Here is a 14406-nt window from a genome sequence, read left to right on the forward strand (position 1 = left end):
CGCGCGGTCAGATGAGGCGTCGGGTGATGGCGTCGGCGGCGCGTTGCACCTCCGCCACGAGGGGGTGGAACCGTTCTTCGGGGACCTCTTCGCTGAGGCCGGTGACGGCGGCGGCGGCGACCGCGCGCCCGGCCGCATCGTTGACCGGGGCGGCGACGGAGGTGACGCCGATGGCGCGTTCGTTGACCGACACCGAGTAGCCGTCCCGGCGGATCCGGGCGAGTTCTTCGTGCAGGCGCTCGTGGGTGATCACCTCCCCGGTGACGCGGGTGATGGTGCCGGTTGCCGTGAGCAGGTCGTCGAGGTCGGCCTGGTCCATGTCCGCGGCGAGCACCTTGCCCGCCCCGGCGTGCAGGGGCATGCGCTCGCCGATGGGCAGCTGGTAGCGCAGGACCCGGGCGCCCGGCACGCGGCTGATGACGACGCGGTCCCGGCCGGAGCGCACGAACAGCGACGCGGTCAGCCCGGTGGCGGTGGCCAGCTCCTGGAGGACCGTCGCCGCCGCCGCGCTGAGGGGGTTGTTGGTGAGGTAGGAGTGTGCGGGGAACAGCGGGGTCAGGCCCACGCGGTAGCCGAGTTCGGACTTCTCGGCGTAGCCGCGCCCCTCCAATACGGTGAGGATGCGCTGGGTGGTTGCGATGTGCAGGCCGGCGCGGCGGGCGATCTCCGAGAGCCGCATCGGCACCGGGCCTCGGGTCAGGACGTCGAGCACGTCGAAGGCGCGCTCCAGGGACCGCATCGTCGAGGCCGGCTGATCGGGCGACATGGTTGCTCTCTCACTGTCATCGGACGGCACGTCTTCTCAGACAATGAGAGTAATGAGCGAACCGTGCGACTTCGGTGGCGCGGGCCCCCTGGCGCGGGCGTCACTCCGCCGATGACCACCCCTTGGCGTAGGCGAGCAGCAGCGTGACGACGCCGAGCGCGGCCGCGATCCCGAACGTGTAGGGGTCGAGCGCGGCGGACACGCCGGTCACCACCGCCGGTGAGACGGCGACCAGCCCCGCCGCCTGCACGAGAACGGTGACCGTTCCCAGCGCGAACATGGCGAGCAGCAGGACCTTGAAGAGGGCCTCCAGGGCGGCGGCCACTCGGGCGCGCGGAGAGGCGGGCGCGGCGTCCGCGCCGTCGGTGTTCGGGGTTTCGGACACGGTGACTCCTTGAGGTGGTCGGCGGCGCTCACGCCGGGACGGGCAGCAGGCCGAGGGCGATGGCGGCCCCGATGAACAGGAAGGGCACCACGTAGAACCAGATCAGGGGGACGAACGTCTTGACCGGGTTGACCTGGGCGATGGAGGTCGCGATATAGATCGCCGACGCTCCCGGCGGAGACGCCCCCTCGGTGGAGGCGAACACGAGGATCGCGCAGGCGGCGAGGATCGGATCCACGCCGGCCGCCACGAGGACCGAGAACGCCACGCCGCCCACCGTGGCGATGGTGGCCGTGGAGCTGAGCGGGCCGGCGATCACGATCACGATGACGCCGACGATCAGCGCGGCGACCGGCGCGGGGGCGTCGAGCCCGTTGAGCGAGGATGTGAGCTGTTCGGAGAGCCCGAGTCCGGTCAGCGCGCCGCCGCCGGCGAACGCGAAGACGAGGGTGGCGCCGACGTCCTTGTAGCGGGGTGCGGTGTCGCCGATGAACCGGGACCAGCCGGCCGCGGTGCGCGGCAGCCTTCGCCATCCCAGCGCGAGCGCGAAGGCGCCCAGCAGCACCGGCATCCAGATGAGGATGCTGACGGCCTCGACCGCGGCCTCCCCCATCGCACCGGTGAGCGCTTCGCCGCCGGGGCCGAAGGTGAGCGCCACCGGGATGGCGATGCCGAGGAACACCAGCAGGGAGGTCCACCCGCTGCGGAAGGTCGCGGCGAAGGGCCGGATGTCCTCGGCGGCGACCCGGTCGATCCGGTACCGGCGCACGAAGATGAAGACGTTGACCATCCGCCACAGCACGCACCACGCCGCGGCGGCGAACATCGCGAGCAGGAGTTCGTCGACGTCGACGAACGGGGCGACCGAGGCCGACCCGACCAGGATGAAGAAGGAGGCGCTGGGCGGGATGACGGTGCCGTTGCCGGCGTTGCCCGCGACGACGGTGGCCGCCACCCGGGGCTCCCAGTTGGACCGCTTCATCCAGGGGATGACGACGGACCCCATGGTGGCGGCGTTGGCGGAGCCGGAGTGGGCGACGCTGCCGAACAGGGCGGACCCGGCGGTGGCGACGTAGCCGGCCCCGCCCTTCACCCGGCCGAGGAGCGAGTTGAGCATGTCGACCTGCCGGTCGATCAGGCCGGTCTGCTGCAGCAGGAAGCCGATGAAGGTGAAGGAGAGCGCGGCGAACACGATGTCCTGGCTCACGGCCTCGGCCGCTCCGGCCGCGGCCAGGTCCAGGAACCGGGTGCCGCCGAACGCGCAGACGACGGCGAAGCCGACGATCATCGCCTCGCCGATGCTGCGTTTCAGCACCGCGTTCCAGATGACGATGGTGGTGATGTAGGCGATGAGCGCCCACACGGCGATTCCCATGACCGCCTCCTTACTCTCGCCACCCGGGGGTGGCCGTACGGGTGAATGGGGATCGGCGGGGCAGGGCCGGAGGGCTCCGGCGGGGGCCGGATGCGGTGGGGGCGGGCGCGCCGGTGGAACGGGCACGCCGGGCGGGGTGTGCGGGTGGCGGCGGGGCGGGTGCCCGGTGTCAGCGGGAGGCGAGCGCGCCGGGGTTGACGAGGCCGTCGGGGGTCTCGCCCTTGAGGACGCTGACGACGTTGCGGGCGGCTCCGATGCCGCTGCGCGCGCGGGCCTGGTCGGTGGTCCCGCCCAGGTGCGGGGTGATGTGGCAGTTGGGCAGCCCGCGCAGGGGGTTGTCCGCGCGCATGGGCTCGACCTCGACCACGTCCAGGCCGGCCCCCGCGATGGTGCCGTCCCGCAGGGCGGCGGCCAGCGCGGTCTCGTCGACGACGGGGCCCCGGGAGGTGTTGACGACGTAGGCGGTCGGCTTCATCAGCGCGAGCCGCTCCGCGTTGAGCCAGTGGCGGTTGGCGTCGTTGAGGAACAGGTGCAGGCTCAGGAAGTCGCTCGTGGCCAGCACCTCCTCCGCCGTGGTGAACGTCAGGCCGGTGCGGGCGGCGAACTCGTGGTCGGGGTAGGGGTCGTGGGCGATCAGCCGCATGCCGAAGGCCGCGGCGCGCTCGGCGACCGCCTTGCCGATGGCCCCGGCGCCGATCAGCCCGAGCGTCGCCCCGTGGAGTTCGCGGCCCTGGATGCGCCGCCAGTTGCCGGCGGCCACGTCGGCGAGGTTGGCGGGGATGTGCCGGGCGCAGAGCAGCAGGAGCGCGATCGTCATCTCGGCGACGCTGATGCGGTTGACCCCGGGCATGTTGCACACCGCGATCCCGCGGGCCGTGGCCGCCTCGACGTCGATCGAGTCGTAGCCGACTCCGCAGCGGGCGATGACGCGCAGCCGGGGCGCGGCGTCGAGGACGTCCGCCGTGTAGGCGTCACCCGCGGCGACGACGCCGTCGACGTCGGCGAGCAGGGCCTCCAGCTCACCCGCCCGGCGGGGGCCGCTCCACTGGCTGTGGACGACCTCGCACCCCTGGTCGCGGAGGTACCGGTCGACGTCGTCGCCCTCGCGCAGGAACTGCGCCGTGACCAGGACACGCGGGGTGCCGCCCATGGAACCTCCAAAGGGATCAAATTCATGAGATCGATTCTCATAGAATGATATGAACTATCGCCCCATGGAGTGTGGCACGGCCCACAGCAGATGTAAAGGGGGTGTTTCCGGGCGCCTCCAGCCGGCCGCCCCTGCTCAGCGGCGCACCGGCAAAGAGGAGTGCCTTGATCGCCTGCGGCGGGCCACCGCAGAGGAGCGACCCGCTGGGGGCGCGTCCGGCCGGCGTGTCAGAGCGGCGGCGCTGCGGCCGGCTCCCGCCGTCGGCCACGGCCTAGGGGCGGGCGGACCCGTGTTCGGCGGCGACGCCTCCGAGGCCGGGGAGGGCGGGCTCGCGCAGGGACCGCAGGAGGAGCAGGCCCAGAGCGGGCAGCGCGATCAGCGGGGCGAGCGCCGTTTGCAGCGAGCTCGCGTCGGCGGCGGCCCCGATGAGGGGCGCGGCCACGCCGCCGATGCTGACGGTCAGGCCCAGCGTCACGCCCGCCGCGGTGCCGGCCCGGCGCGGCAGGTAGTCCTGCCCGAGGGTGACGTGCAGCGAGAACGGGACGTACAGCCCCGCCGACGCCAGAGCCACGAAGGCGTAGACGAGCGGCCCGGGAACGAACACCACCCCGGCGACGGCCAGGACCGTGGCGGCGTAGGACCAGCGCACCACCGTGATCCGGTCCCAGCGGGTGGCCAGCGCGCCCCCGAGAACGGTCCCCACCGCACCGCCGAGGTATAGGACGGACAGGGCGGCGGTCCCCGCGAGCTCACCGCCGCCGGCCTGCTGGCGGACGTGCAGGGCGATGAACGCGCTCAGGCCGACGAACACGATCGAACGGCACACGATGGCCCCCGACAGCCGGACGAACGAGGTCCAGTCGTCGGCGGCCCGCGGACCAGCGGACCGGGAGGCCGCGTACCCGGGTCGCGCCGTGGCGCGCACGGCCGCCAGACACAGCGCGCCGCCCGCCAGAGCGGGCACGACCAGCAGGGGGGATGCGTGCAGGCCGCCCGTTGCGACGACCGCGGCGACCATGAGCGGCGCGGTCGCGAAGCCGATGTTGCCCCCGAGGGAGTACCACCCCATCGCCGTATGGCTGCCCCCGCTCGCCGCGCGCGCCACCCGGGCGGACTCGGGGTGGAAGGCCGCGACGCCGAGCCCGGACAGCGCGATGGCCGCGAGGGTCAGCGGGTAGGAGCCGGCGACACCGCTGAGAGCGACTCCGGCCCCGCCGACGACCGTGCTCACCGGCAGCAGCCAGGGCATCGGCCGCCGGTCGGTCAGCGCGCCGAACAGCGGCTGCACGACCGAGGAGAGCAGGGAGGCGGCCAGGACGAGACCGGCCGCGGCGGCGTAGGTGTAGGCGCGCTCGGCGACGAAGAACGGCACGAGCGCGGCCACCGCACCCTGGTACACGTCCACGCAGGCGTGGCCGAGCGACAGCAGGATGATGAGTCCGCGCCGGACGGCGGGCTGGTGATTCGGCATGTCCCCGATCGTCCTCCGGGCATATGGTGTCGTGCTTCCGATAAAGTGCCAAAATATGCCGGATATCCGCCATCTGCCCGTCGCCCCCACCCACAGCAGGTCGCTGGCGGCCGGGGAGGTCGTCGACGCCCACCGCCACGACGACCACCAGATCGTCTACGCGGGTTCCGGCGTGCTGTCCGTCACCACGGAGGCCGGAACCTGGTTCGCACCGGGGACCCGCGCCATCTGGGTTCCGGCCGGCACCGTCCACGCCCCCCGCGCCCACGGCAATCTCGACATGCACACGCTCGGCCTGCCCGCGACCGAGAACCCGCTCGGCCTGGACATGCCGACGGTGCTGGCGGTCGGGCCGCTGCTGCGCGAGCTGATCATCGCCTACACCCGCGGTCCGCGCGACGACTGCCCCGAGCGCGGGAGGATGCGCGCCGTCCTGCTCGACCAGCTGCGGGCCTCCCCCCAGCAGCCGGGCCAGCTCCCCGCCCCCGCCGACCCCCGGCTGGCGGCGGTGTGCGCGGCCCTGCACCGCGACCCCGCCGACGGCCGCACGCTCGCCGCCCTCGGAGCGGAGGCCGGCGCCGGCGAGCGCACCCTCACCCGCCTCTTCCGCTCCGAGCTCGGCATGACCTACCCGCAGTGGCGCACCCAGCTGCGCCTGTACCACGCGCTGCGGATGCTCGCCGACGGCATGCCGGTGACCGCGGTGGCCCACCGCTGCGGCTGGTCCTCCACCAGCGCCTTCATCGACGTCTTCCGCCGCGCCTTCGGCCACACCCCCGGCGCCCACGCTCGCGAGCGCGGGTGACAGGCGCCCGTCGGCGGCCGGCGGCCGGGGCGGGGCCTCTGGGCTCCCCACCGCCGCGGAGGCGGCCCGCTGTACCGCGGGCCGCCCGGATCGCCCGCCCGCCCTGGCGGGCGGTCGCCGAGCGCGGCGGTCAGTGCTGCTGCTCGTTCAGGTCCAGCGATTTCGGGATCAGGACGAACACCACCGCGGCCGTCGCCAGCAGGACCACCCCGCCCACCAGTCCCATCCGGGCGAGGGATTCGGTGAACGCCTGCCGGGCGATACCGGCCAGCTCCGGCGAGCCGATCTCCCGGGCGAAGCCCAGGGCGCCGCCCAGGGACTCGTGGACCCGGTAGGTGTCCTCCTCGGTCAGGAGATGGTCCCCGACGAGGAGGTCCGGACCCAGGACGGACCGGTAGGCCGCCGCCGCGAAGCTGCCCAGGACGGCCACGCCGAGAACGTTCCCGAGGTCGTAGGAGGTCTCCTCGATGGCCGCCGCGTTGCCCGCCTTCTCCGGCGGGGTGCCCGACATGATGATGGCCGACGCGATCGCCAGTGACCCCGACCCGCCCCCCAGCAGCGCGAGCGCCACGAGGACCACCGGGTAGGTCAGCTCCCCCGGGGCGGCGAACAGCAGCAGGAAGCCCACGGCCGCGACGGCCAGGCCGCCGGCCAGGACGGTGCGGGCACCCACGAGCCGCGCCAGAGCGGGGGCCATCGGACTGACGACGACCGCGGCGACGGCCATCGGCAGCAGGTGGACCCCCGCGCTCAGCGGGGAGTGCCCCTCGACGAGCTGGAGCCACTGCGCGACGAGAAGGAGCAGCGCCGCCATCGCGAACATCGACGCCATCGCCGTCAGCGAGCCCGCTGTGAAGGGCGCGCGGGTGAACAGCCGGACGTCCAGCAGCGGGTCGGGGCGCCGCAGGCACCGCAGCACGAACCACACCAGCACCGCCAAGGCGAGGGCCAGGACGGCGATCGCGGCCGCGTCGGCGATCCCGGCCTTGGCGAACCGCTTGATCGACCACACCAGGGCGGTCATCCCCACGATCGACGCCACGACGGCGGGCACGTCCCAGCGGCCCGGGTTCGGGTCGCGGGCGTCGGGCAGCAGGACGGCGCCCGCCACCAGGGCCGCGAGCATGAGGGGCACGTTGACCAGGAACCCCGCGTGCCAGGAGGAGTACTCCAGCAGGAGGCCGCCGACGATGGGGCCCACGGCCGCGCCCAGGGAGGACACGGCCGCCCACACCGCCAGGGCGGTGGCGCGCTCGGCGGGGTCGCTGAACACGGTGCGGATCATCGACAGCGTCGCGGGCATGACCATCGCCCCGCCGACCCCCAGCAGGGCGCGCACGGCGATGACCACCGCCGGGCTGTCGGCGGCGAGCACCAGCAGGGACGCGCCGCCGAACACGGCGAACCCGGCCAGCAGCAGCTTCTTGCGGCCCCAGCGGTCGCCGAGCGTGCTCATCGAGACCAGCAGCCCGGCGAGCACCAGGGAGTAGACGTCCACGATCCACAGCTGCTGCTCGGCGGTGGGCCGGAGATCGGCGGCCAGTTCGGGCAGGGCCACGTTGAGGATGGTCATGTCCATGGTGACCACCAGCAGGCTGGCCGAGAGGACGGCCAGGGACGCCCATCGGCGCCGGACGGAGAACGCGGCGGCCCCGTCTGCGGGCGGCTGGGGGAGGGATCGCGTGCTCAACGGTCTCTCCCAGGTGTGGTCGATGCGGCGGGGGCCGCTCCCATCAGCGCGGTCACCGCGCGGGTGATGGCGGCCATGTCCAGCGGTTCGTCGTGGACGAGGGCGTGCATCATCGCCCCGTCCGCGTAGACCGCCACGGCCCGCGCCGCCTCCGGGTCGGTGTGGGCCGACAGGATCCGGGTCATCCCGTCGAACCAGCGCAGCGCCAGTGGCCGCAGTTCCGAGTGCTGGGCGCCGGCGAAGTACAGCGCGCTGTCGGCCTGAACCCGCCGGGGGTCGGCCAGGTAGTCGGACAGCGAGCGGGCCACTGCGGCGGGGGCGCCGCCGCCGGCGGCGAGGTACCCCTCCATCTCGCGCAGCGCCTCGTCGGCGAGTTCGGCCAAGTGGTGCAGGGCCGCCGTCGTCAGGTCGGCCAGCGTGGCGAAGTAGTAGGTGGTGGCGCCGAGCGGCACCTGGGCGCGCTCGGCCACGCGCCGGTGGGTCAGGTCCGTGGAGGCGGACTCGACGATCAGGTCGGCGGCCGCCTCGACGATGGCCTGCCGACGCCCACTGGGGTCGCGCCGCGCACTCACTGTGCACCCATCACATGGCGAATCGGACGGTACATGCAGGTCATCTCCGTGGTGAGCGAAGCCGGGAAGTACTAGTACGTTCGTACATGTACAAGTGTACTAGATCGTTCTGGGCGGGATGGGCCGCGCCCGCCGGCGACCCCGCCACCGGCCCGACCCACCGAAGGGGACCGCCCTTCCGCCCCCGGCCACAGGCGCCCACGGCGAATGCGGATGGGAATCCACCGCATTCCCCGATCGCCCACCGCGCGCTGCCGCACCGGCCGCACCGGGATTCCCGATGCGCGCGATCAGCGGATTCCGTGTGTTCACCCGCGGTCGCCGATCGCCGAATTCGTCGGCGTTCGAGGAGGTCGACCGAAACGCGGGTGTCCGCCCCTTACCGGAATCATCCGCGGCACAGAAGAAAAGCGGTCCTATATCCTCCGGCCGCACGACCGCGGCGCACGTCGCCCTTGTCACCGGCAGGAAGGGCATCGACCCGGCCGGCGCCCACGCACACGGATACGGCCCACCGCCCGGAACGGGCGGTGGGCCGGAGGACTGCCGGGCGCCGCTGTCGGTGGCGCACGATGGGGACCGTGCGTGGGCTATTCGCGGGGGTCGAACTCGATGCCCTCGGGCTTGGCGCGGTCGAGGGCGTTCTCGAAGACGCCGTCCTTCAGGTCGAGCGTGGCGGAGCCGAAGTCGGCCGAGGTCAGCCGGTCGCGGATCCCGGCCGGGAAGTTGTTCCAGCTCACCAGGTCGGGATACTGCCACTCGCCGTAGTGGTTCTCGGGCGGGTCGTCGTGGTCGGCGGCGAACCGGAAGGCGTGGGTGCTCGCGCCGTCCTTGTGGTAGACGATCTTGGCGTGGGTCCCCTCGAACCGGAGCTCAGAGGCGGGCCGGGTGTCGTAGTCGCCGTGCGCCGAGGCGGAGACGTACCGCGCCTGGTCGTCGCGCACCCACACCACGACGTGTTCGAGGTCGTGCCGGTGTCCGCAGCAGCCCGGGAGGACCTGGTCCTTCTCGAAGTACAGGGCGTACATGTAGGCGCACCACCCGTTCGCGTTGCACTTCGAGCGCGAATACGCGTTGGTGTTGTCGAGGTCGGACTGGTCGCGGCAGTTCCCGTTGAGCGCACCGGAGGTGTTCAGCCCTTCGGCGATGGTGCCGTCGGGGCCGATGGCCGGGGTGGGGTAGCAGCCGTCGGTGTCGTAGTCGAAGGCCGGCTGCCACGTGCCGTCGGGTTCGGCGAAGCTGGCGGGCAGCGCCTGGGGCGGCGCGGCCCAGGCGATGGCCGGGGGCATGACGACGACCAGCGCGACGGCGCCGGCGAGGGCCCGCGCGGCCAGGGACGCCGCTCTGCGCCACGGCCCCCCGCGGGCCGATGCCCGCACGGTACCGGGGGCGCCGGCCGGGCGGCGCACGAGGCGCCGTCGTCTTCGCCGCCGCTCACCGGGGGGTACGGCCCGGTCGCCTGTTCCCGCGTTGTCCGCCACACTCATGAGTTCGGCACCTTCCGATCGACGGGGGCATGGTCCACCTGGCCTGATGGCGTCATCGGAAATGGCCGGGGGGATGGGTCCGGGCGGCTGCGCACACGCACGTTGTCGTCGGTGGCGACCGAAGTCGAGTGCGAATGCGACCGACCGCGGGAGAATTCGTCGGTATCGCGCGAAATGTCAATATAATGGTGCACCACAGTCACCGCAAGAGGCGGTGGGATTACGTTTCGTACGATCGCGGACTACATATTCGAAATTCGACGAACCGACATTCTTTCCCTGGGAATGGACCGCGAAAACATCGGCGGCCAGGCGCGGGCGTGAAGCCGGGGCGAAGCGCCGGTGGCAGCCGGAGCCTCCCGTCCCTCCTCCGTCGAATGGGGGGCGGGCCTGTTCCCTCCGGAGGGTGGCGCGGTCGCCGGGCGTCCCGGGCGGCTAAGCTTCCCCTACCGCCCTGCCCGCCCGAGACCCGCTGAAGGACCCCGTCTGCGACGATGCCAACCAATGACCTCGCTCGCAGCACGGACATTCGCGGACGGAACGGCTAGGATGTGACTATTTGGGGAGAGCCGGAGAGCCGGAGAGCCGGAGAGCCGGAGAGCCGGAGAGCCGGAGAGCCGGAGAGCCGGAGAGCCGGAGAGCCGGAGAGCCGGAGAGCCGGAGAGCCGGAGAGCCGGAGAGCCGGAGAGCCGGAGGTGGTCGACGTTTCACCACTGCCGCACCGTGCTCGTCATCGCGAGGACGTTCACCTCGACCATCCGCGTCCTCGAAGCGCTCGACTGCCTGCGTGACGACGTCCGGCTGCGCGTCCGGTTCTGCTTCGACGACACCTCGGCCTTCCACGGCGGCGTCGCCGAACTGCTGAGCCGCCTGGAGACACCCCAGGTGACCTGGGATGAAGCGGTCAAGGCCGGCCACGACCTGATCATCACCGCCAGCGAGAACGTCGACCTCACCCCCTTCAACGCACCGGTGGTCGTCCTGCCGCACGGTGTCGGGTTCCAGAAGCTCGTGCCCGACTCCAACGGCAGTGGGCGCCGCCTGTCCGGGGTCGTCCCGGCGGCGTCGCGGGACTCCGCCGACGTCCGGCCCGTGGTCTCCCACCCCGACCAGCGCGAGCGGCTCCGCTCCATCTCGCCGCGCCTCGCCGAGCACACGACCGTCGTCGGCGACCTCGCCTACGACCGGGCGCGGGCCGGGCTGCGCCTGCGCGACCGCTACCGGGACGCGCTCGGGGTCGCCCCCGGCCGGCGGCTCGTACTGCTCACCTCGACGTGGAAAGACGAGTCCGCCCTCGGCGCCCACAACGACCTCCCGGCCCGGCTGCTGGCCGACCTGCCGTTCGACGGCCACCGCGTGGCGGCGGTCCTGCACCCCAATATCTGGTCCGAGCACAGCCCCTGGGAGGTGCGCCGCCTGTACTCCGCGGCGCTGGAGGCCGGGCTCCTGCTGATCCCCCCGGACGACGGCTGGGCCGCGGCACTGGCCGCCGCCGACTGCGTGATCGGCGACCACGGATCGGTCACGCTGTACGCGGCGGGGCTGGACCGCCCGCTGCTGCTCGCCGCCTTCGGCGACGAAGCCGTCCCGGGGACGGCGATCGCGCGGCTGGCCGCGCGGACGGGGCGTCTCGACGTCCATGCGCCTCTCGCCCCCCAGATCGACCGGGCCATCGCCGGGCACGTTCCCGGGCGGCACACCGAGGCGGTCGACCAGGCGTTCGCGTACGTGGACGAGGCCGCGCCCCGGTTCGCCCGCATGGTCTACGGGCTGCTGGGACTGGAGGCTCCCGCCGCCGGCCCGCGCACGCTCGCGCCGGGGCCGCCGGTCCCCCACCACGCTCGGCGGGTGACGGCGTTCGAGGTCCGCTCGCACATCGACGCCGACGGCGGCGTGCACGTGGCGCGCTACCCGGCCGCGGTCCGTTCCGTCCACGAGGAGCCGGACGGCCTGCGCCACCTGTGCGCCGCGGAGTCGGAGCCCGACTCGCGCTTCGTCGAGAACGCCTCCGTCGTCCACCGCGATACGGCGCCCGGAAGCGCGGCGCCCGCGGAGCTCCGCCGGCTGCTGGACCTGTACCCCGGCGCGCTGCTGTCGGCGGTCCCCGCGGAGGGCGGCTGCGATTGCCTGGCGCGCGACGGCGCCGCCATCCGGGTGCGGTCCGCCCCCGGCGTGGCGCTGCCCGTCCTGACCGGAGTGGTCTACACCCTGCTCCGCACCGGCCGGCTCACCAGCGGGGACGTCCCGCTGCGCCTGGGCGGGGTCCCTTGGGAAGCGGCCGGGGTGCGGGTGCACGTCGAGGTCGATCCCCCGCCCGGCTGACGCCGTCGAGCGCGGCCCCGCCGCCGCGGCCGTGGTCAGTCGAGCGCGTCGATGCGTGCCTGCACCCGGGCCGCACGCGGGCTGTTCATCTCGGCGAAGAGGTCGCGCGCCCGCGACCAGTGCTCGCGCGCCTCACCGGTCTGCTCCATGTCGGCGCGGAACAGCCCGAGGCGTTCCAGGTTCTCGGCCTCGTAGTACGGGTTGTCGCGCGCGTGCAGCGCCTCGACGGCCGCGGTGCAGGCTGCGACGGCGTCCTCCATCAGGCCGGCCGCCGCATAGGCCGCGGCAAGGCTGCCCCGCGCCCGCGCCGCCATCCTCAGGTCGGCGGGCTCCAGGGCTTCGAAGGCCGCGACGGCGTCCTCCAGTTCGGCGATCGCCCTCCCCGGGTCCGGCAGCTCCAGCCAGGTGTGCCCGGCGAAGTAGCGCGCGAGGGCGAGGCCGCGGGGCGCCTGGGGGTGGTGCGAACGCTCGTTCAGGCGGCGGGCTCGCGCGAAGGCGTCGAGGGCCGCGTGCTTGTCGACCGTGTTCGCGAAGCGGCCGTGGAACTCGTGTACGGACGCCGCCAGCAGCAGGTCGTCCTCGTCGCGCACCAGGTGGAGGGCGCGCTCCAGCTGCTCGCGCGCGTCGTCGGTGCGGCCGAGGTCGGTCAGCGGCCTCGACACCAGGGAGCGCAGGCGGGCCTCGGCCGCGCCGGCGCCCTGCCGCCGGGCCGCGTCGGCGCCCTGCGTGCCGGTCTCCACCCAGTCGGCCAGATAGCGGTGGTTGAGGTAGAGCGCGGTCGCCAGTTCCGCGATGCGGTAGGCGCGGGTGTCCAGGCCGCGGCGCACGGCCACCCGGACGGCGATGAGGATGGTGTCGCGTTCGGCGTTCAGCCAGCGCAGCGCCCTCCCCCGGTCGCCGCCGAACGGATCCGGGACCCCGGCGGTCACCGCCGTGAGGTCGACCGTGCGCAGCCGCGGCCCCATGACGGCCGCGTCCGCATGGGCGAGCGTGGCGGCGTAGGCGTCAAGGCAGTCGGTGAGGACGGTGTCGCGGGTCTCGGCGCCGTCGTGCTCCAGCGCCAGGTCGGCGGCGTGCAGCCGGAGCAGGCCGTGCGCGAACCGGAATCTGCCCTCGGTGTCGGCTTCCGCGATGAGTTCGGCTCTGCTCAGGGCGGCCAGGAGGTCCGCCACCGCCCCGGGTTCCCCGCGGCCGGCGGTCGCCGCCAGCGCCAGGTCGAACGCCGAGCCGGGCCAGCAGCCCAGCGCACGGTAGAGCGCGGCCGCCTCCGCCGTCAGCCCGTCGTAGGCCACGTTGAACACGGTGGTCAACGTGACGTCGTCGGTCAGCGACAGCGATGTGAGGCGCCTGCGCTCATCGGTCAGTTCGGCCGCCAGCACCGACAGGCCGGACCTGGAGCCGGAACCGGGTCTGAGCCGTCCCGCGGCGATCACGAGGGCGAGCGGGAGCCCCTCGCAGGCCGCCACGACCGACGCCAGGCTCTCCTGGTCGAGGTCGTCGCCCAGCTTGTGTCCGCACTGCTTGGTGAACAGCTCCCCGGCCTCCCGGGGCTCCAGCGGCGGGAGTGTCAGCCATTCGGCGTGGTCGAGGGTGAGTTCGCCCAGCCGCGCCCGGCTGCCGACGGCGAGCACGGCACTCTGCGGCCCGTGGGGGATCAGCTCCCTGACCTGCGCGGCCTGGGTGGCGCCGTCCACGACGACGAGCAGCCGACGGTCGCGGGTGACGGTGCGGAACTGCGCGGCCCGGCCGTGGAGGCCGGCCTTCATGTCCTCCTTGGGGAGGCCGAGCGACCCCAGGAGTTCACCGAGGGCTTCGCCCGGGCCGGCGGAGCCCTCCGGGTCGAGCCGTTCGTAGTCGACGTAGAGCTGGCCGCCGTCGAACTCGCGGACCGTTTCGGCGGCGAACCGGTGCACCAGCGCGGACTTCCCCATCCCGCGCGCCCCTCCGACAACGGTGATGCGGGCGCCGGGCTCCCGGCCGTCCGGCGGCCGGACCGCCCTGCGGACGGCTTCGAGTTCCGCGACGCGGTTGTGCCACCTGCTCGGCGGGTCCGGTACCTCTCCGGGGACCGTCGGCCGGTGCGGCGGCCGGGGTCCGCCTCCATGGTTGTTCACGATGGTGACGCCTCCCGCGATCGAGTTCGCCTGGACCACCGAGTCGGCCGAGTGCGCGGAGTTGCGCACGCCTGGGGGAAGCGGGTCGGGGGTCACCGGATCGCTCACTGCGTCCTCCTGGGCCGCGGGTCCGCGGGAACCTTGGTCACTGATGTTCACCCTATGGGCCACGGGATGTGACCGGGTAGCGGAACCCGCTTCCGCATGCGGCCACCCGCGCGGACGGCGCCGCCGTCCGCCCCCGCCGGCGCCCGCTTCCTGCCGCGATG

11 protein-coding genes are annotated in these 14406 nt (G+C 73.5%); 2 read left to right on the forward strand and 9 right to left on the reverse strand.

Translation table 11 applies throughout. The annotated features are described in order from the left end of the window. Positions 1 to 7: 7 nt before the first annotated feature. The 5 genes from ACFO4E_RS23955 to ACFO4E_RS23975 form a co-directional block, all read right to left on the reverse strand. On the reverse strand, positions 8 to 766 hold the full coding sequence (locus ACFO4E_RS23955; protein WP_378578488.1) for an IclR family transcriptional regulator: 759 nt from the start codon (positions 764 to 766) through the stop codon (positions 8 to 10). A 100-nt stretch (positions 767 to 866) separates the two neighbouring features. Next, on the reverse strand, positions 867 to 1151 hold the full coding sequence (locus tag ACFO4E_RS23960) for a hypothetical protein (RefSeq protein ID WP_378578489.1): 285 nt from the start codon (positions 1149 to 1151) through the stop codon (positions 867 to 869). A 28-nt stretch (positions 1152 to 1179) separates the two neighbouring features. After that, positions 1180 to 2526 (reverse strand): TRAP transporter large permease subunit, encoded by a 1347-nt coding sequence (locus ACFO4E_RS23965; protein WP_378578491.1) that lies wholly within the window; start codon positions 2524 to 2526, stop codon positions 1180 to 1182. A 169-nt stretch (positions 2527 to 2695) separates the two neighbouring features. Then, the gene (locus ACFO4E_RS23970) at positions 2696 to 3676 is read right to left on the reverse strand and encodes a phosphoglycerate dehydrogenase (protein WP_378578492.1); all 981 of its coding nucleotides are present in this window, start codon (positions 3674 to 3676) and stop codon (positions 2696 to 2698) included. 271 nt (positions 3677 to 3947) lie between these two features. After that, entirely contained in the window at positions 3948 to 5147 is a 1200-nt protein-coding gene (locus ACFO4E_RS23975; protein WP_378578493.1) for an MFS transporter, read from the reverse strand. Positions 5148 to 5202: 55 nt separating this feature from the next. On the opposite strand from ACFO4E_RS23975, the gene ACFO4E_RS23980 reads away from it, so the two are divergent. Further along, positions 5203 to 5952 (forward strand): AraC family transcriptional regulator, encoded by a 750-nt coding sequence (locus tag ACFO4E_RS23980; protein ID WP_378578495.1) that lies wholly within the window; start codon positions 5203 to 5205, stop codon positions 5950 to 5952. Positions 5953 to 6082: 130 nt separating this feature from the next. On the opposite strand, the gene ACFO4E_RS23985 is transcribed toward ACFO4E_RS23980, so the two are convergent. From ACFO4E_RS23985 to ACFO4E_RS23995, 3 genes are all read right to left on the reverse strand, one after another. Beyond that, positions 6083 to 7642: an MFS transporter gene (locus tag ACFO4E_RS23985; protein WP_378578496.1), complete on the reverse strand. Its 1560-nt coding sequence runs from the start codon at positions 7640 to 7642 to the stop codon at positions 6083 to 6085. Continuing rightward, complete coding sequence (locus ACFO4E_RS23990) at positions 7639 to 8214, reverse strand: TetR/AcrR family transcriptional regulator (protein ID WP_378578497.1); 576 nt, start codon at positions 8212 to 8214, stop codon at positions 7639 to 7641. The genes ACFO4E_RS23985 and ACFO4E_RS23990 overlap by 4 nt, the downstream gene beginning before the upstream one ends. Before the next feature lie 590 nt (positions 8215 to 8804). Continuing rightward, a complete protein-coding gene (locus ACFO4E_RS23995) occupies positions 8805 to 9701 on the reverse strand; it encodes an NPP1 family protein (protein ID WP_378578499.1) in 897 nt (298 codons plus the stop codon). 723 nt (positions 9702 to 10424) lie between these two features. Between ACFO4E_RS23995 and ACFO4E_RS24000 the strand changes: the two genes are divergently transcribed. Next, the gene (locus tag ACFO4E_RS24000; RefSeq protein WP_378578500.1) at positions 10425 to 12023 is read left to right on the forward strand and encodes a hypothetical protein; all 1599 of its coding nucleotides are present in this window, start codon (positions 10425 to 10427) and stop codon (positions 12021 to 12023) included. Between the two features lie 35 nt (positions 12024 to 12058). Here the strand turns inward: ACFO4E_RS24000 and ACFO4E_RS24005 are convergent, their stop codons facing one another. After that, positions 12059 to 14245, reverse strand: a complete 2187-nt coding sequence (locus ACFO4E_RS24005; RefSeq protein WP_378578501.1) for a hypothetical protein — start codon at positions 14243 to 14245, stop codon at positions 12059 to 12061. Between the last annotated feature and the right edge of the window lie 161 nt (positions 14246 to 14406).

The sequence above is a fragment of the Nocardiopsis mangrovi genome (assembly GCF_042653925.1).
GTDB lineage: Bacteria > Actinomycetota > Actinomycetes > Streptosporangiales > Streptosporangiaceae > Nocardiopsis_B > Nocardiopsis_B mangrovi.

Bases quoted from the DNA above. Each gene is read 5' to 3' on its own strand.
- ACFO4E_RS23970 (WP_378578492.1), bottom strand. From the start codon at position 3,676: ATGGGCGGCACCCCGCGTGTCCTGGTCACGGCGCAGTTCCTGCGCGAG.
- ACFO4E_RS23980 (WP_378578495.1), top strand. From the start codon at position 5,203: ATGCCGGATATCCGCCATCTGCCCGTCGCCCCCACCCACAGCAGGTCG.
- ACFO4E_RS23965 (WP_378578491.1), bottom strand. From the start codon at position 2,526: ATGGGAATCGCCGTGTGGGCGCTCATCGCCTACATCACCACCATCGTC.
- ACFO4E_RS23995 (WP_378578499.1), bottom strand. From the start codon at position 9,701: ATGAGTGTGGCGGACAACGCGGGAACAGGCGACCGGGCCGTACCCCCC.
- ACFO4E_RS23975 (WP_378578493.1), bottom strand. From the start codon at position 5,147: ATGCCGAATCACCAGCCCGCCGTCCGGCGCGGACTCATCATCCTGCTG.
- ACFO4E_RS23955 (WP_378578488.1), bottom strand. From the start codon at position 766: ATGTCGCCCGATCAGCCGGCCTCGACGATGCGGTCCCTGGAGCGCGCC.